17 protein-coding genes are annotated in these 17,895 nt (G+C 52.2%); 9 read left to right on the top strand and 8 right to left on the bottom strand.

The features are described from left to right. Nucleotides 1-243 precede the first annotated feature (243 nt). From NSU14_RS01970 to NSU14_RS01980, 3 genes are all read left to right on the top strand, one after another. Nucleotides 244-780 (top strand): hypothetical protein, encoded by a 537-nt coding sequence (locus NSU14_RS01970; protein WP_042139852.1) that lies wholly within the window; start codon nucleotides 244-246, stop codon nucleotides 778-780. A gap of 29 nt (nucleotides 781-809) precedes the next feature. After that, entirely contained in the window at nucleotides 810-1,388 is a 579-nt protein-coding gene (locus tag NSU14_RS01975) for a hypothetical protein (protein ID WP_042139851.1), read from the top strand. Nucleotides 1,389-1,509: 121 nt separating this feature from the next. Next, nucleotides 1,510-2,178, top strand: a complete 669-nt coding sequence (locus NSU14_RS01980) for an alpha/beta hydrolase (protein ID WP_042139849.1) — start codon at nucleotides 1,510-1,512, stop codon at nucleotides 2,176-2,178. A 232-nt stretch (nucleotides 2,179-2,410) separates the two neighbouring features. On the opposite strand, the gene NSU14_RS01985 is transcribed toward NSU14_RS01980, so the two are convergent. Further along, nucleotides 2,411-3,427 carry a LacI family DNA-binding transcriptional regulator gene (locus NSU14_RS01985; protein WP_336100870.1) on the bottom strand — a complete coding sequence of 339 codons (1,017 nt, stop codon included), beginning with the start codon at nucleotides 3,425-3,427 and terminating at the stop codon, nucleotides 2,411-2,413. Nucleotides 3,428-3,545: 118 nt separating this feature from the next. Between NSU14_RS01985 and NSU14_RS01990 the strand changes: the two genes are divergently transcribed. Further along, entirely contained in the window at nucleotides 3,546-5,246 is a 1,701-nt protein-coding gene (locus tag NSU14_RS01990; protein WP_042139847.1) for an alpha amylase N-terminal ig-like domain-containing protein, read from the top strand. A gap of 25 nt (nucleotides 5,247-5,271) precedes the next feature. Here NSU14_RS01990 and NSU14_RS01995 read toward each other — a convergent pair whose 3' ends face one another. Next, nucleotides 5,272-6,387 carry a M23 family metallopeptidase gene (locus tag NSU14_RS01995; protein WP_336100872.1) on the bottom strand — a complete coding sequence of 372 codons (1,116 nt, stop codon included), beginning with the start codon at nucleotides 6,385-6,387 and terminating at the stop codon, nucleotides 5,272-5,274. A 223-nt stretch (nucleotides 6,388-6,610) separates the two neighbouring features. On the opposite strand from NSU14_RS01995, the gene lipA reads away from it, so the two are divergent. Next, on the top strand, nucleotides 6,611-7,516 hold the full coding sequence (gene lipA / locus NSU14_RS02000; RefSeq protein WP_039307183.1) for a lipoyl synthase: 906 nt from the start codon (nucleotides 6,611-6,613) through the stop codon (nucleotides 7,514-7,516). Nucleotides 7,517-7,832: 316 nt separating this feature from the next. After that, nucleotides 7,833-8,603, top strand: a complete 771-nt coding sequence (locus NSU14_RS02005; RefSeq protein WP_340942451.1) for a YutD family protein — start codon at nucleotides 7,833-7,835, stop codon at nucleotides 8,601-8,603. A gap of 164 nt (nucleotides 8,604-8,767) precedes the next feature. Here NSU14_RS02005 and NSU14_RS02010 read toward each other — a convergent pair whose 3' ends face one another. The 4 genes from NSU14_RS02010 to ylbJ all read right to left on the bottom strand — a co-directional run bounded on the left by NSU14_RS02010 (nucleotide 8,768) and on the right by ylbJ (nucleotide 13,780). Further along, the gene (locus NSU14_RS02010) at nucleotides 8,768-10,219 is read right to left on the bottom strand and encodes a S41 family peptidase (RefSeq protein WP_052422092.1); all 1,452 of its coding nucleotides are present in this window, start codon (nucleotides 10,217-10,219) and stop codon (nucleotides 8,768-8,770) included. A 34-nt stretch (nucleotides 10,220-10,253) separates the two neighbouring features. Continuing rightward, nucleotides 10,254-11,435, bottom strand: a complete 1,182-nt coding sequence (locus tag NSU14_RS02015; RefSeq protein ID WP_340942454.1) for a copper amine oxidase N-terminal domain-containing protein — start codon at nucleotides 11,433-11,435, stop codon at nucleotides 10,254-10,256. 217 nt (nucleotides 11,436-11,652) lie between these two features. Next, nucleotides 11,653-12,450 carry an NAD kinase gene (locus tag NSU14_RS02020; protein WP_039307186.1) on the bottom strand — a complete coding sequence of 266 codons (798 nt, stop codon included), beginning with the start codon at nucleotides 12,448-12,450 and terminating at the stop codon, nucleotides 11,653-11,655. A gap of 79 nt (nucleotides 12,451-12,529) precedes the next feature. Beyond that, the gene (ylbJ, locus tag NSU14_RS02025; RefSeq protein ID WP_340942455.1) at nucleotides 12,530-13,780 is read right to left on the bottom strand and encodes a sporulation integral membrane protein YlbJ; all 1,251 of its coding nucleotides are present in this window, start codon (nucleotides 13,778-13,780) and stop codon (nucleotides 12,530-12,532) included. A 428-nt stretch (nucleotides 13,781-14,208) separates the two neighbouring features. On the opposite strand from ylbJ, the gene NSU14_RS02030 reads away from it, so the two are divergent. Both NSU14_RS02030 and NSU14_RS02035 read left to right on the top strand, forming a co-directional pair. Next, the gene (locus NSU14_RS02030) at nucleotides 14,209-14,592 is read left to right on the top strand and encodes a globin domain-containing protein (protein WP_042139845.1); all 384 of its coding nucleotides are present in this window, start codon (nucleotides 14,209-14,211) and stop codon (nucleotides 14,590-14,592) included. 27 nt (nucleotides 14,593-14,619) lie between these two features. Beyond that, nucleotides 14,620-15,324: a DUF2225 domain-containing protein gene (locus NSU14_RS02035; protein WP_042139844.1), complete on the top strand. Its 705-nt coding sequence runs from the start codon at nucleotides 14,620-14,622 to the stop codon at nucleotides 15,322-15,324. 121 nt (nucleotides 15,325-15,445) lie between these two features. On the opposite strand, the gene NSU14_RS02040 is transcribed toward NSU14_RS02035, so the two are convergent. Both NSU14_RS02040 and NSU14_RS02045 read right to left on the bottom strand, forming a co-directional pair. Further along, entirely contained in the window at nucleotides 15,446-15,676 is a 231-nt protein-coding gene (locus tag NSU14_RS02040; RefSeq protein ID WP_039307194.1) for a hypothetical protein, read from the bottom strand. Continuing rightward, nucleotides 15,673-15,828 carry a YycC family protein gene (locus tag NSU14_RS02045; RefSeq protein ID WP_076248154.1) on the bottom strand — a complete coding sequence of 52 codons (156 nt, stop codon included), beginning with the start codon at nucleotides 15,826-15,828 and terminating at the stop codon, nucleotides 15,673-15,675. Before NSU14_RS02045 ends, NSU14_RS02040 begins: the two co-directional genes overlap by 4 nt. 104 nt (nucleotides 15,829-15,932) lie before the next feature. Between NSU14_RS02045 and NSU14_RS02050 the strand changes: the two genes are divergently transcribed. Next, a complete protein-coding gene (locus tag NSU14_RS02050; RefSeq protein WP_042139843.1) occupies nucleotides 15,933-17,732 on the top strand; it encodes a M3 family oligoendopeptidase in 1,800 nt (599 codons plus the stop codon). Nucleotides 17,733-17,895: the final 163 nt, after the last annotated feature.

Genomic DNA, 17,895 nt, shown 5'->3' on the forward strand with positions numbered 1-17,895 from the left:
TCGTCTGCTTACTCATGAAAAAACCCAAACCGTCGTCTGGGTCTCAAGCATATATAAGCTGGCGGGTGGAACAGGGTGAAGCCTGTACGTTTAAGCTGGACCATTCGAATGGTGTGATATTACTATATGGAGAATTTAAGAGGATGACTGGGTTGCGGGTGCAAAAATACGCATATTACCGAACAACCTGCCAGACGTCCTTGCATACTATGAGAATATGCTAGAACGAGGGAGGGTAAAGCTATGCCCAATGATGCTGTATTCAACCAGAACAGCCAGCCGCTGTATACAGAGCAGGTCAACACCTATATTGCTCCCGGTATTGATACCCTTCCTGAGGCGGGAGCCGCCATGTCAGGCTTATTGTTCGGGTTTTCCTTTGCTTCCACAGTTACTACTGCAGCTCCGCTTGTGATGCAGGTATCCAATCCGGGCGGCAACGGACGTACGGTGTATATTTCGCGCGTAATCGCGAGCACCGGGACAGCAGCGGTAACCTTAACACTGCTGCGCAATGCAACAGTCGGGGGATCTATCGTAACCCCGGTCAACTATAACTTCGGCAGCGCGGTCACCAGTGTGACGACTGCACGGACAGCAACGGCGGCACCCACCGGAAGTCCGGCAACGTTAATGTCGCTGCTGCTGGCCACAGGTCCGGTGATTCTTGATTTGGACGGAAGAATAATTCTGTCCCCCGGCAGCTCGCTTACGATAAGCATTACAATTGCATCTGGCAGTACAGCGGCTACCGGGAACATCAGCTGGTGGGAGAACTAGAACCAGACCCGAACGGGAGGGAGCGGCTCATGCCTAATAATTATGTAATTAATGACAATGACCAGCCGGTCTATGTAGAGATGACGAATACTTTTCGGGCACCGGACATTAGCGCACCGCCGGAGATAAGCGCTTCCCAGTCTGCCGTTTTATTCTCGGCGAATGCTTCGAACTCGGCAACGATTGTCCTGGGACTTGCTTCTGCCATCATCACAGTGCGCATCAATAATCCGGCCGGCAGCGGCAGAACCTTGTATTTATCCCGCGTAAGCGGCAGTATCGGCGGGACCTCGCTGCTGACCTCCATCTCAGGAACCTTTACCATTGTTAGAGGAGGCACAATCACTTCGCCTGCTACTGTAACTCCGGTGAACAATAATCTGGGCAGCCCGGCGGCCAGTGCCATGACGGTTCAGTCCTCTACCGCGGCAATCACCGGAGGAAGCGTATTAGCCACTTATCAATTAGCGCCGGGAGTATTTACTCCGGCCTTTACCGGAAGTATCATCGTTCCGCCTAACAATGCAATCAGCATCAATGTAACCTCCTCAAGTGCTGCGGTCGGAACCATTATCTCTGCGCTGAGTCTGACCTGGTGGGAGAGATAACCGCTGTTTTGCAGTCGGTTCATAGCAGGAAAAGGGAGTAAACCTTGACTTCAGCACTGTTAAGGTTTATTTTTCTATAAATGGATAAAATGGATATTAATAAGGGGTGAAATGAGGATACATGAAGGATAGCTGCTTGTTTATACATGGCTTCACCGGAGGCGAATATGAGGTTGCTCCATTGTCCCAGTATCTCGGAGCGCATGATTGCCTGTCCAGAACGTTTACGTTACAGGGACACGGGGGCAGCCGCAGTGATCTGCTCCAGTCGGACCGCCAGGGTTGGCGGCAAAGCGCCGAGGATGAGCTGAGTACATTGCTGACCCGGACAGAGGGCGTACATCTGATAGGTTTTTCTACAGGAGCGCTGATTGCTTCCCATCTATCGGTTCAATATAAGGCCAGGATCAAATCACTGACTTTGCTGTCCACCCCTGTATTTCCGCTGAATCCGGTCGAGATCCTGCGGACGCTGGGGCAGCCGGAGATGATCAGGAATTACATCCGTAAATGGGGCTCCACTCCCGCGAAGGCCACAAGAGAATTTCAGCGTCTGGTCCGCGAGAGCTTTGAGATCTATCCGCAGATGGATCTGCCAACCCTCATTGTGCAGGGCAGGCGCGATCATCTGGTGAAATTCAAAAGTGCAGGCTATCTGGAGCAGACCATCCCCTCCGGCCGCAAGCAGGTGCTGATTATGGAAAAGAGCGGGCATATGGTCTGCCACAGCGAGGAGAGCCCGGCGATGATGAGGGAAGTACTGCAGTTTATCCGCAGCTCCGGTCATTAATTCAGGGAAGGTAGACGGACAAGCCGAAGAGCCCCTTTTCACAATTCAGTGGAAGGGGCTCTTCGGCATGCAGTTCTTATTGTATGATTTCACATTGACATTGCCTATAGTGCGTGTTAATTTCAATTTAAGGAAACCGGTTTCCCCGGATGGGGCCGGTATAGCCCAGCCAAGTCCAGTCCGGGTTATTCATTCGGACGAATTGCCTCATTTAATCTATTCAGTCCGCAGACTACTTACTGCTTCGCAGGGAAGACAACCTTGGAATCAGCACCGGCTCCAGCAGCTGTCCGCTCTCAGTAGTGACCGTGGTGCCAAGCCTGTCCATTAACAACCGTCCTGCGGAGACCCCGAGCTGGAAGGTATCCATATTGAGTGAAGTTAGCGGAGGTGTGGTATAGGGAGACAGCGGGTATTCATCGAACGTGGCGATGCCCAGCTGCGCCGGAATCTGAACATTCAGTTCCCGGGCAGCCTGGAGCACTCCAAAAGCAGAGAAGTTACTCATGCAGACAATAGCATCTGGCGGTTCTGCGCTTTGCAGCAGCTGCATAGCCGCGTCATAGCCATCCTCTTCGGCTGCTCTGCCATTGATAATCCGGTCGCTGCGCACCGGAAGTCCCGCCTGACGCAGTGTGGCCGTATAACCGGCGATACGGCGCAGGAACAGAGGCTCGTTCTGCTCGCCGCCAATAAAAGCAACCGAGGAATATCCCTGCTTCAGCAGATGCTTAGTCAGCACGGTTCCTCCCAGCTCATTGTCACAATCGACCCATGTTCCTGGAGGATTAATTTCACCGATCGAGATATAGGGGAACTCCAGCCTGTTAAGCTCTGCGCATAGCTCAGGAGTCAGCACAGAAGTGTTGGCAATGATACCGTCCACCCGCTTATTCAGCACCAGTCTGTGCAGGAAATGCCCCTCAGCCTGATCATGCTGAATGTTGGCAATGGTCAGCTCATATTTCAGAGGTCCGATGACGCTCTCCACCCCGCCGATAATGTTATAAAAGAACTGATTCAAAAATTCGCTTTCCTTAGACATATCGATCAGGATTGCGACCGTATTACTGCTTTGTCTGGCAAGTCCGGTGGCAATACTGCTGGGAGTATAGTTCATCTGTTTAATAATATCCCTGACCCGGGTTTTCGTTTCCTCGGATATTTTGGGAGAGTCATTCATTACCTTGGATACGGTGGATTTGGCAACTCCTGCCGCCTGGGCAATATCCTTAATCGTAACTTTCATAGCGATCCCTCTCGGTCATAACGGTATTTGTATTCCATGACAGTGAACTCGTTCTACCTGCCATAATAACACAGATTGTGCAAGCTACTCTATGCAGTACCAAAGGAGACTGAACCTGATGTCCAAGCATTTGTTTCTGTACCATACGGCCGAGGACCCTTTCGCTTTCCCGGCAGGTCCCGGCACCCTTAAATTGCGTTTATTTGTGCAGAGCGGACAGTCGCTCTGCTGTACCGTTATCCATTCCGACCGCTACGATTCACCCGGCAGCGAGCTTCCGCAGGAGATGGAGCGGACCGGTTCTGCCGGGGCCTATGACATTCATGAGGCGGTACTCCGGACGGAGACCGGCAAATGCCGGTACCAGTTCCATATCAAGAATCCCGCAGGGGAAAATGTATGGTATGGAGAGAGGGGAATGTCGGAGAACCGGGAGCAGGCAGGGGCTTTTCAATATGCATATATTCACCGTCCGCAGGCAACCCTGCTGCCTTCCTGGACTGCAGATGCGATTGTTTATCAGATTTATCCCAGCAGCTACAACCAGGGGACGTTACAAGGCATTGCGGACAAAATCCCCTATTTGCACGGGCTGGGTGTGACCGCCATTTATATGACTCCGATCTTCGAATCGCCTTCTGAGCATAAATACAATACATCCGATTATTACAAGGTGGACCCGGGCTTTGGTACGATGGAGGATCTGAGAATGCTGGTTGATACAGCACACCGACACGGGATGAAGGTTCTGCTCGATGCGGTATTCAATCATGCCGGGGATACGTTCTTTGCCTTCAAGGATGTGTTGGAGCGGGGAGAGGCATCGCCGTATAAAGACTGGTTCTATATCCGTTCTTTCCCTGTACGCCAGGCGCCGGTTCCCAGCTATGAGACCTTCGCCAAAGCGGAAGCCAGCATGCCGAAGCTGAATATGGATCATCCGGATGTAGCTGATTATATGATGGAGGTAGCCAAGTATTGGGTACGGGAGGCGGGAATCGACGGATGGAGGCTGGATGTGGCCAATGAAGTGTCCCCGGCCTTTTGGCCGAGGTTCCGCCGGGAATTGAAGGCCGAGTTCCCCGACCTCCTGCTGATTGGTGAGATTATGCATGCTTCCGGACCGTGGCTCCGGGGAGACCAGTTCGACGGCGGGATGAACTACGTGCTGCGGGATGCGGTGCTGGAGTTTTTTGCCGGACAATCTGCGGGCCCGGTCCGCTTCATGGAACAGGTGCTGCACCAGGAAGCCCTCTATAATGATCAGGCTAATTCAGCTATGTTCCAGCTGCTGGGCAGCCATGACACCTTGCGTTTTCTGACTGCCTGCAAGCAGGGAGGCAGGGGCTGGGACCGTGAATCCACAAGCTTAAGCCGGATGAAGCTGGCTGTATTTTTCCAGATGACCTATATAGGTCTGCCCATGATTTATTACGGTGATGAAGTTGGAATGGAAGGGGCTACGGATCCCCACTGCCGGCAGCCGATGGTCTGGGAGGCTCAGGATCAGAATATCCTGCTGCAGGAATGGTACAAACAGCTGATCTCTCTGCGAAAAGAACATGAAGTGCTGCGGACAGGCGGATTCCGCCCGTGGTTTACAGACGAGCCGCGCAATGTCCTAGGTTATGTGCGGCGCAGTGAGCAGGACCGGATGGGCCTTATTATCAATAATTCTCCTAATGCGTACCAGCTTGAGCTATGCAATTACCGCCCGGACAAAACTGTGCTGGTTGATCTGTTGAGCGGACTCACCATCCGCACCGATAAGCGGATGCTTGTGGAGATTGAGCCGTTTGGCTGCCTGATGCTGCATTAAATGAAGATCTGCATGAAGCAGAGGCTCATTTCTTGTTTTTGCTTTTTTTGAGCTGCCGGAATTCCTGGTTCTCCCACTGTTTGAGCAGCGGATAGGGATCGAAGGCCCATTCGGTAATTCCGCGGTCACGGTAGATCCCGTAATGCAGATGGGGCGGGAATTTGCCCTGGGTGCCCGGACTGCCGTATCCGGAGCTGCCCACCCAGCCGATGGTCTGGCCTGGAATCACAATATCCCCCCGGGATAAGGACTTCTCATAACCCATCAAATGCGCGTAATAATGGTAGCGGTTCTCGATATCACGAATGCCGATCCGCCAGCCGCCGTAACGGTTCCAGCCCTTGGTCTCCACCACTCCGAAGCAGGTGCTGCGGACGGTCAAGCCATGCGGTGCGAACAAGTCCGTCCCTTCGTGGACACGCGCCCCGCCCCAGCTCCGGCCTGTTCCCCAGGTGCTGCGGTAGGCGTAGTTCGTACCTATCGGCAGCGGGAAGGCGCTGCCTGACAAGTCAAGCCGCCCGAAATGCTCATACAGCTTGGCGAACTGGGCTATCCGCTGAGCTGCACGTCCGTTATGGTAATACTCCCAGATGCCGATGCTGAAGTCGCTGGAGGATCTGCCGTACTTAAGCAGATGCTCTGCCATGCTATAGAGCACATCAATATCATTCCCGGGATCGGCAATGCCGTCTCCCGTGCCGTCACGGCCGAAGCCGCCGAAGAAGGTGATGGATTCCGGGAACTTATCCTCCTGATTAGGGTTCAGGGGTCCGGACCATACGGGTGCAGGGATGGAGATACCGGTGAGCCGGGCGGGAGCTGCTGCAGGGTCTGTTTCTGACGCCGCAGGGCTTTTTTTCTTTTTGGCGACAGACCGTTCATATTGATCAATCGCAGCGAACCGGAACCAGGGAATTCCGGTTGCTGCACTCATCTGTTCATAGAGCCCTTTGCGTGCAGCGGCGGCGGCTTCTTTGCTGTCTGCGGCTACGGGACCGCTGGACGTCAGCTCCGGCAGCTTATGATAACGGGCAGCGTGGGCGGGGGTACTCATAGCAGGGCTGCTGCCCCAGAGCAAGGCGGCTGCCGACATGCATATAAGGGTTCTCCGGGTGTTATAACTTCTGAATAGGGCAGGCATAATCTCAACCTCCTGTGTTCCGGACGCTTAGTCATCTATACATCCTCATGAAATGGCACCTTGCAGGTGCTTTTCTTTAGATTGAAGCAAAAGCGTTATTTTTATCCGTTACCGCCCAAAGGTTCACAAAAACAGGCAAATGACTATTCCACATGCTATAATATGAGGCAGCAACTTTTAACTATGAAAATGACATTCAGATCGAAAGCGGGGTTTCATCATTTTGACTAATAGAACAGCCAAACAGCCCAAGCCAGACTGGATCAAAATCAAGTTAACCACCGGTGAAGATTATCAGGAAATTAAGGGCATGATGCGTTCCAAGACGTTACATACCGTATGTGAAGAAGCGCGCTGTCCGAATATTTATGAATGCTGGGCGAACCGTACGGCAACCTTCATGATTCTGGGTGATATTTGCACACGGGCCTGCCGTTTCTGCGCTGTAAATACAGGCTTGCCGACTGAACTCGATCTGCTCGAACCCGAACGTGTAGCTGAAGCTGCAGAAGGGATGATGCTTAAGCATTGTGTGGTTACCAGCGTGGCCCGCGATGATCTTAAGGATGGGGGCGCGCAGATTTTTGCCGAGACGGTAGCCGCTATTCGTAAGCGTCTTCCTCTGTGCAGCGTAGAGGTACTGATTCCCGATTTCCTGGGCGACCGCGGGAGTCTGGAGATCGTGATGAACAGCAATCCGGATATTCTGAATCACAATATTGAGACCGTGGAACGCATGTCGGACCGTGTCCGGGCCAGAGCCAAATACCGCCGTTCCCTGGAGCTGCTGCGCCGCGCGAAGGAGATTAAGCCGGATATTCCAACGAAATCAAGCATTATGCTTGGGGTCGGCGAGGAGTGGGACGAAATTCTGCAGGCGATGGATGACCTGAGAGCGGCAGATTGTGATATATTGACATTAGGACAATACCTTCAGCCTTCGCCGAAACATCTGAACGTGGAGAAGTATTATCCGCCGGAAGAATTCGCTATGCTGAAGGAAGAGGGAATGAAGCGCGGCTTCAGCCATGTGGAGGCGGGTCCGCTGGTGCGCAGCTCCTATCATGCGCATGATCAGGTGAAGTCTGCTGCGGTTGCGCGTGAGGCGCGTTCGGTTTCCCAGGCTTAAGTGTAGTGCTTAATCTTATGTGCGTTCTATAATGTAATCTTTACAAAAATTTGCTGTGCAAATTTGCCACGTGACGGAGTCACAGGGGATAGGTTTTAAATGCTTTTTTAAAGTATTAGCTTTAAATTGGCTCTATGCTTTAGCCTTAAGGTTATGGCTTCAGGTTTCAGTTGTTAAGAAGGGGAAAGGACCAATGGCGCGTTAGCGGCGAGGTCCTGGGGTGTACGGTTGCACCACCCCTCCGCGTTGATGGAGTCGCGGAATGACGGCTTATCAACGCCCCCAACCCTCTCATAGAAAGGCAGGCGACACACGCTTGATCGTTATAGGTGGAAAAGGTTACGAGCTCATGCTCGATCATAAGGACGGCTGGAACCCGGAAGCATTTCGCGGAAGATACAGCGAGGTGCTGGACCGCTACGATTATATTATCGGTGACTGGGGGTACAGCCAATTGCGTCTGAAAGGTTTCTACCGGGATAATCACCCCAAGGTGAACCGGGATACGGCTATTTCAGGCATGGTGGATTACATTAATGAATACTGTAATTTTGGCTGTGCATATTTTGTGCTGCACAAGCTGAAGGAAGCTCCGCAGGAGGGAACCTTCAAGGATATTCTGATTAAGGAAGTTCCTGAACCGGGAACGGAGGAAGAACTGGAGCAGGAGTCTGCCGAGCCGGCAGGGAATGTGAAAGATCACCGCGAATCCCCGTCCAAGGGAGGGAACCGGGACAAGGATAACGCAGGCGGTTCGGGCCGGGAGCATGCTGCCAAAGACAGACCTGTGCGTGAACACCAGAGCCGGAATCACCGCAACAAGGAGCAAGGCAAGAAGAACCACAAAGAGTTCCAGGGCCGAGGCCAGCAGCAGGGAAATCAGGGTGGCAATCAAGGCAACTCGAATAATCAAAAGCAGAACAAAGAGAACAGAGAAAATAGAGAGAGCAATTCCAACAGACAGAACAACCAGAACAAGCAGGATAACCCAAGCAACCAAAACAAGCAAGATAACCCAAGCAATCAAAACAATCAAAATAAACAGGATAGCCAGAACAGCCAGAATCCGAATAACAGCCAAGGGTAGGCAACGCCTGTTCACGGGGCGGTTATTCCAGGTTTTCTCCGGTGTTTCGGTGCATTCTCCCGCAGTGTCGCTTATGCGCTGCCGATAACCTAAAGAGTCCCTTCAGCCACATGGCTGGAGGGACTCTTTCGATGTCAGTGCAGTATTTTAGCTATGGAGTCCAATTATTTAACCGATAATTTCAGCTGATTTTGGGCAGCGTTATAGCTCCACGTAAGCAGCGGGAACTTTTTCTTGAAGGCACCCAGCTCGATGAAGGTTTCGCCGTCCTGGTATAGCGCCTCTTTGGCGGCCAGGGTGAATCCTGAACTTTTGCCGGCTCCGGTCGTAATCAGCACCTTCTTGTTCTTCGCGTCCCAGGTTACTTCGCTCTCTACAAGTGCGGACAGTACGCGGGAGGAGGCATAGACTTTATCCCCCTGCTTGATCAGACCGACATTTCCGGCAAAAGCAGCACCGTTGATATCCAGAATATGATTGTCACCGGAGGCTGTGATTCCGGTTAGACCGGCGATTTGCAGAGCGGTGATCAGCTGGGCTGTTTTGCCCTTGATCTCAATATCAGGAGCGAGTCCGATGTGGTTGAAATCCTCCTTGCTTGGAGTCAGATACTTCATCGTTGTCAGCTTCAGCTCGCCGCCGTCCGACATGGGAATCAGACTCTGAATCCGCGCCTTGCCGTAAGAACGGGTACCGACGATTGTAGCCAGTTTGTTGTCGCGGAGTGCCCCGGTCAAAGCTTCGGAAGCACTGGCGGTGTATTCATTGGTCAGTACAACAACGGGAACGCCGATTTTGCTGCCGCTTGTGATCGTTACAGGTGTCAGTACGCCGCTCTGATCGGAGGTGTACATCATGATACCGGCATCCATGAACTTGGCGGCAATATTCTGGGCGCTATCCATGTAGCCGCCTGTATTGTCACGCAGATCGAGCACCAGTGACTTCATTCCGGCTGCCCGCATTTTATCCAGCGCTGTGGAGAACTCTTCGTCAGCGGTCTGTGTGAAGCCGTTGATGGCAATATAGGCAACCTTGGACCCGATAATTGTGCTGGTAACGGATGTTGTGGTAATTTCACTGCGGGTAACACTGTAGGATTTGCTAACGCCGTCCCGCTGGATCAGCAGAGAGACCTTCGTGCCGGACGCGCCGGCAAGCTCATCGCCTGCCGTATCATCTACCCTTACACCGTTGATCTTAAGAATGATATCCCCGCGTTTCAGACCGGCTTTCTCTGCGGGGGAACCGCTCATCACTTCTTCAATGTAGAGTTCTTTGGGCGTATATACGAGCCGGACGCCGATGCCGACATATTCCAGATCAACCGCGTGGCCGAAGTCCGCAGCTTCCGCCTGATCGAAATATTGGCTGTAGGGATCATCCAGCGTACTTACCATGCCGTCAATCGCACCACGGATGAGCGTATCCTGATCAATACCCTCCACATTGTAGTACTCAAGATATTCCATAATTTCATTGATGATATCCGTTTTGGAGGATTGCACTGCTTCAGTGGAAGCAGCAGCGTCTGCGGCCGAAGCGGCAGGAGCCCAAGCGATGGATAAAGCCAAGCAGCCGCTGAGGGCTGCAGTAAGGATCTTGGCTGATTTCATAAGTTCATACATCCTTTTGATATATTTTGATATTCTAGGATTGCGCACTATCAAAGCTGATGTGATAAGTGTCGTCAATGGTCCATGCGCCGCTTTCCGATTTGCTCAGAATGAAGATGAGGGACTGGGTGTAGCTCTCTCCCGATTCACCGTCTTTTATTGAGACTTCCGTGTAGACCGCAGCTTCGTCAGCCGCATAATAGTAGATATTCGCATTTGTCAGCGAGTAGCTGAGATCATAGGAATCGAAAAGATCCTGCAGATCGGCTGCACTGGCAGCGTCATATTCCTCACCGTAAGAGGTCATTAGTGCCAGGGTTCCATTAACATTCTGGGTAGTCATATTCTGATAATATTTGCTGAGATTATCCTTGATTACTGTGGCGTCACCCTGTGGAAGCACCGCCTGCTTCATGCCTTGCTCGCGTGTAAGCAGCACCGTGGATTCCTGTACCTCCATTCCGGAGATTTTCCAGGAACCGTCCTTACGGACCAGTGTGTACAAATATTCGAACTGCTCATCCGGGATATAATAACCGCCGGTTCTAACCGAGCTTTCGACAGTGTAGACAGTAGCCTCGTCTCCGGCAAGACTCAGAATCTTAAGGCTTGTAATAGTATTCTTGAGGTCGTACAGCTCGAACAGGGAATTCATATCCGTTACAGATTCCATATTATCGGATTCGGAATCTACCAGGGAGTAGAAGCTGATGGCTTTTTCTTCATTATAATATTTATTGGATAATTGAATGAGTGCTGTAATATCCTTCTCATCGCTGGAGGAGGATTGCGGTACGGTAATTTTCACGCTCCGGCTGGCTGAATCCCAGACGGCTGTTCCGCCGGTGGCTTCAGCTATGAAACGCAGCGGTATGTAAGTTGTACCTGCCGTGGATACCGGAGCAACCGTAAGCTGCTTGACCGTACCGTTGACAGTAGCACGTTTGCTGCCGACCTTAAGGCTGATATTCAGGCCTGTACCTGTCCCTGTAACTGTTCCTGTCTTGGAATCCCATAGCACCTGCAGCCCGAGCTTCTCGAATATAACCCGGAAAGGCACCAGCACCGTATTATCCTTCAGATAAGGGGTTCCGGCGGTGAAGGTAAGATTGCTGTTGTTTATGTAGACTTTGATAGGTTTCTCTGCTGCAAAAGCGGGAACGGCCAGTACGAGGGCCAGCAGGCTCACGCCAATGAGGGATAGTAGTTTTTTCAATAGATTCTCTCCTTTTAATTAGCAAACTTTGTAAAATAGGTTCATTATACCATTTGAAAATTCCCTCTGTCCATTTCTTATGAACGATGCTCCGGAGGTAGCAGGACTCCGGGCAGGCGGCATGATAAAGCCGGAGAGGCGGGGCATCTCCGGCTGTAAGAGCAATGGAAAGCAGACGTATCATTCGGTTCGGATACCTTCTATTCCCCAGAAAATCCTACACTAGAAACGCTTCACGGACACGGTTCCAGAAAGGGAAAGGGCGGTACCGGGCAAAACTGATTTTTTTGTCGGACACCTGGCAACGTACAGAGATCAGATCATCCACAGGAATATTGTTATGGTCCACGGTCAGCAGCAGACGCTGATCCTTGCGCGAGAAAATATCGCAGTGATGATGCTTGGGCAGCAGCAGCGGTGAACCCATCGTGCGGAATACCCGGTTATTAATCGAAGCAATCTCCGAAATCTGCAGCGCCTCGATCGTGGGATGCACCATGGCGCCTCCCAGACTTTTGTTATAAGCGGTACTGCCGGAGGGGGTAGAGATGCAAATGCCGTCACCGCGGAACATTTCGAAGGTTACATCGTTAATATCAATCTGGATGACAACCGTTCCGTCTACGCCTTTAAGTGTGAATTCGTTCAGGGCAATATGCGAGCTTGAACCGGACTTCTTGTGAATTTCCAGTTCAAGGAGCGGATACTGCACCATGCGTGGATTATGCGGCCCTATATCTCCGCACATATAATCGATCAGGGTCGGCAGCTCTTCAGCTTGCCAGTCCGCATAGAAGCCTAGATGCCCGGTATGCACACCGACAAAAGCCAAATTAGGAATCTGGTCGATAAACGTATGAAAAGCATGCAGCATGGTGCCGTCGCCGCCAATCGATATCACAATTTCCGGAGACTTGGCATCCAGCTCCAAATCCCGCTCCGCCGCCAGCTTGTGAAATTGCTCCGCTAGTTGGATGGACAATTCATCTCCGCGGTCCAGAACATAATATCTCAAGATGTACAGGCTCCTTTGTATGATTCAGTCATACACCGATCATAATCAATCTTGACCCGGAACACAATATTTGAATGAGTTAAAAACGCCGCAGCCTGCCCGCCAGCAGCATCAGCAGCGACAGCACAAGCATACAGGCCAGCAGCAGGCAGAGCAGGCTGATGCTGCTGATCAGGGCCGAATCCGGTGAAGCCAGGCCGGAGGCAACGGGCAGCGCCCCCCACTGTCCGGCCATTCCTGAGCTGACCACCGGCTTCCAGAGCAGAAGAACAAGCCCGGCAGAGAGCAGGGCATGCACTAACCGTGCGGCCATAAAGGGAAGGTAACGCAGTCCGGTGCCATTCAGTATACTGGCTACCTGGGCGTGAACGGATAATCCTCCCCAGGAGAGGATGAACGCTGCAGCGGCCACCTTGAACTGCAGCGGAATTCCTGCTGCCGCTTCTCCGGCCGAGCGGGCCCCGAGTGTCACCTCGAATAACCCGCTGACCAGAGCGGCCGAGAGCCCCGGCGGGAATCCGGCCAGGGACAGCAGCCTGCCGGTGGAACTGAACAGCATGGACATAATTCCGGCGCGGGCAAGCAGCTCCATCAGCACATTGAAGAATACTACCAGGCCCCCAACGACAATAATAAGCTGCAGCGAGGACTGGATGGCGTTCCTCAGCAGTTCGCCGAGACTTCGGCCGTCTTTACGGCGGGCCTCAGCCATGGCATTCATCGCGGTGCGCAGTCTGCCGTAGCTTGGTCCTGGCGGGGCTGCAGATGAGGGCGCTGCGGGGAGAGAGGGAGCTGTCCCGGAGTCCACGTGTCTGCTGCGGCCATGAAATGACATCAGCAGTCCAACGATGAATCCGCCCCCGTAATGGGCAAGGGCGAGGATAAGCCCAAGGGAGGCATCATGGAAGAACCCGACGGACACGGCGCCAAGCAGGAAAATAGGGTCTGAGGAGGTGGTGAAGGCCACAAGCCGTTCCCCCTCCACCTTGCTGATCATTCCCTGCTCCCGCAGCTTGGCGGTTAATTTGGCCCCGACGGGATATCCTGACACATATCCCATGGCAGCCACGAATCCGCCGCTGCCGGGTATATTGAAGAGCGGGCGCATAAGCGGATCAAGCAGCGCCCCGAAGAGGTGGACGATGCCAAAGCCCAGCATGATTTCAGAAATGACGAAGAAGGGGAACAGTGAAGGAAACAGCACGTCCCACCAGACAGCCAGCCCGCGAAGTGCCGCATCCAGAGAGCTGGACGGATGGATCAGCATCAGCAGCATGCAGCCCGCCAGCAGGATACCGAGCAGCGGGCCGGCAATTTTGTTCAGTGACATTGATGGCACCTCCAATTCTATGCTTAGTTGTATGCCGGAAGTGGGACAAAAAGCACAAAAATAACGCGGAAAGCGGTTACATTTACCGGTGCTTTTTCACCGGAATTATGATATTATAAAATTAATTAATGCACATCTGATCAAGATTGATTTAAGGGATGGAGTGATGGTGATGAGTGTAGTTGCCGGAGTTCTTGTTTGTGCTTTTGTATATGTAATCCGGGTCTCTCTTGTCCCGCCTGGTGATGAAGAATTTAGAACCTACTGACTACAGTAGTTAACGAGCGCTGAACTTAGGTTTGGCGCCTTTTTTTGTGTTTTTTCCCTTAGGATGCATGTCTTAAGGCAGGGATAACTGTGTAGCTTATTTTTTGGTATAATAAAATAACTGCTTGTCATATTAACAGGGAAGAAGGCTGAAGCCTCCAATGAATTCGAATGAGAGTCTGTTTGACAACCTGGGAGGTGCCGAGGGAGTTCACCGTCTGGTGGAAGTGTTCTACTCCAAGGTACAGCTCCACCCGCAGCTAAGTCCGTTATTTCCTGAAGATATTACTCCTGTACTGGAGAAGCAATATCAGTTTCTAAGCCAGTTTTTTGGTGGTCCTGCCCTTTATTCGGAGCAGCACGGCCATCCCATGATGAGAGCCAGGCATATGCATATTCCCATCACTCCGGAACGGGCGGATGACTGGCTGAACTGCATGAAGGCCGCACTTGAAGAGACCGGTGTGGAAGAGCCCCTGCGTTCGTTCGTACTCAGCCGGCTGGCGGGTCCTGCGCATCATTTTGTCAATATGCCCCATGAATAAGAGCTGCTGTGAAAGGATGAGGGCATTTTGCCGGAATTAATACCCCTGTATTCAATTAAGGTTGTATGCTGCAACTGCGAACATGAATTTTCAACATCCAGAGTACGTCCCAGTCTCAAAAAAGCCATCCGCCGTGATGCTGATTTCTGCTCGTATTACAAGGATGAGAATCCTGACTATTATGTTGTACGTGTCTGTCCGAAGTGCGGCTTCGCATCCACGGAGAATTCAGCAGACAAACTGGTGGAATGGCAGCGCAAATCTTTTGAAGCGCAGGTGGGCAGACGCTGGGTAACCCGAGACTTCGGGGACAAGCGCAGCTGGGAGGTAGCTCTGGAGACTTACAAGCTGGCTCTGATCTGCGCACAAAGCATCAAGGACAAGGAACGGATCATTGCAAGTCTGCTGCATCATATTGCCTGGCTATACCGCTATCAAGGGGATACGGTACAGGAACAGCGTTTCTTGCGTTACTCGCTTGATGAGTATGTGAAGGTGTTCGAGAATGATTCCTCGGGAGGAAATGATGCCCGTCTGATGTATCTGATCGGGGAGCTTAACCGCCGTGTCGGCGAGTTCACTGTGGCTGTAAGGTGGTTTTCCCGTGTGATTAATGACCAGAGAATTACAGATGCGGCTATGATCCGCGCTTCACGTGAACAGTGGGCCATTCTGCGGGAGCAGATGCGCGGAGAAGAGATTGATCCGGACGGCCTTCCGTCGGCTACATAGAGAACCGTACTTGGATTTTGAATGTCGGTCCGCAGTCATCCGGACACCAAAAAGGCGTAGAAGAGAAAACTCCTCATACGCCTGTATTTGGTGACGGAAGCGGGGCACTGTCTTCCGCTGCTTAGCGGACAGCCCGGTCGAACAGCAGATAGTCCCCGTCATTGTCGATGACCGTGGGGCTGGCACTGCAGCAGGGGAAGACCAGCAGCTTTTTTTTGCCGTCACGCACGATTTGCAGCTCTTTGGGCTTCATAGGCAGAAGAACATTCTCCTGGTCGCAGAACGGGCAATATTGTACGTACATGTCTCCCAGAATAATATCATAAGGCCAGGTATGGCTAAAGGGAATCATTCCTTGTCCTGCTCTGTACTTGCTTTCTTGGATAATTCGGCGATTTTTTGCAGCAGGATATGTTGAGGCATATGCATCAGGTGTTCCAGCGGAACTCCGAGTTGTTTGGATAACGTAATGGCCGTTTCCGGCGAAATTTGCAGTGGCTTCACAAGGGTGGCCTCCTTAACATTGGTGGACTATCGTAATTCACTTTACCATGGCTGCAGCACAAATACAAAGAAAACCAATATGAACAAAGGAATGGTGAGAATACATGAAACAGCCTTTATCATTGACCTGGGAACTGGAATCCATTTTCCCTGGAGGTTCGGCTTCCCCCCAGTTTGAGAGTTTTTTGAACCATCTGGAAGAAGACATTGAGAGCTTGCGCCGGCAGGTCGCTGCGGCAGTTGCGCCAACCGATGCTGCTTCTACGGAGTCGCTGGACGGTGTGATCGAACTGCTGCAGAGCTGTGCCGGACGCCTCACGCAGGCTGCAGAATTCACCGGCTGTCTGGGAGCCCAGAATCAGCAGGACAAAGGGGCTGTAAGGCTGTCGTCCAAGGTAACTGGCATGCGGGCCGGATTCGAGGGCGTCAGCTCTGCATTCGACAATGTGCTGCGCCAGACTCTGGACGGGGTATGGGCTGAATGGATGGCCCGGCCGGAGATTGCCCCGCTGAGCTTCGTGCTCAGCGAGAGCCGTGATCAGGCCCGTGAGAAGATGAGTCCGGAGCTTGAGAGCCTTGCGCTTGAACTGGCAGTTGACGGATACCATGGCTGGAGCGAGCATTACGAAACGATCGTGAGCCGGGTCCAGATTCCTTTTGAGGATGAAGAAGGCCTGAAGCTGCTGTCTGCCGGCCAAGCCTTCAACAAGCTGGATGACGAGGACCCTGAGGTCCGCAGCACCATGTTCCGCAAATGGGAAGAGGCCTGGGCCGGCGCTGCTGATTATTGTGCTGATACCCTTAACCATCTGGCGGGATTCCGCCTGAAGCTGTACAAAGGCCGGGGCTGGGAGGATGTGCTGAAGGAGCCGCTTGGCATTAACCGTATGACGCGGGAATCGCTCGATGTGATGTGGGAGGTTATTACGAAGAACAAGCCTGCGATTGTGTCCTACCTGCAGCGCAAGGCGAAGCTTCTTGGCCTGGAATCCCTGGCCTGGGTTGATGTGGAAGCGCCTGTCGGCAAGTCCTCCGGCAAAATCCCTTATGAACAAGCGGCAGCCGACATTGTTACCCAGTTCCGCAAATTCAGTCCGAAGCTGGCGGACTTTGCCGAACATGCTTTTGACAATGACTGGATTGAGGTCGAAGACCGTGCGGCCAAACGCCCCGGGGGATTCTGCGTATCATTCCCGGAGAGCAAAGAATCGCGCATCTTTATGACCTACAGCGGTACTCCGTCCAATGTATCGACACTTGCGCATGAGCTCGGTCACGCCTATCATTCGTTCCTGCTGGATGACCAGCCTCTGTTCAACCAGAACTATGCCATGAACGTGGCTGAGACGGCCTCAACCTTCGCTGAAGTCATAGTGGCTGATGCACAGGTGAAATCCGCAGGCAATGCTGAGGAGAAGCTGGCGCTGCTTGAAGCGAAGATTCAGAACAGCGTAGCGTTCTTCATGAATATTCACGCCCGCTTCCTGTTTGAGACCCGCTTCTACGAGAAACGCAAAGAGGGTCTGGTGAATGCGGAAGAACTGTCTGCCCTGATGGAAGAAGCGCAGAAAGAAGCCTTCTGCGGTGTGCTCTCAGAGTACCACCCGCATTTCTGGGCCTCCAAGCTTCATTTCTATATCACGGATGTGCCGTTCTACAACTTCCCTTACACCGTCGGATATATGTTCAGTACCGGACTGTACCGGCTTGCGTTGCAGGAAGGCGCATCCTTTGCTGATAAATATGACAGCCTGCTGAAGGATACCGGAGTCATGACACTGGAGAATCTGGTGTCGAAGCATCTTGGCGTGGACTTGTCCAAGCCGGACTTCTGGCAGGGGGCCGCAGATTTGATTGCTGCAGATATTAATGAATTCCTGGAAATGACAGCGCATCTGGCCTAAGAATTTGTCGGAAATAAGGCGAATTGATTTTTTTGCAGTAAAACAATAGCTGTAGAATATGGTATGAATACGCAAAGCCCCTGGATACAGGGGCTTTTTTAGTAGCGTTTTTGTCGAAAAAGGGCGATATAAGGATGGATTTAGCTAATAGTATTAAGAAATT

It is taken from the genome of Paenibacillus sp. FSL R10-2771 (genome assembly GCF_038000205.1).
GTDB classification, from domain to species: domain Bacteria; phylum Bacillota; class Bacilli; order Paenibacillales; family Paenibacillaceae; genus Paenibacillus_AQ; species Paenibacillus_AQ phytohabitans.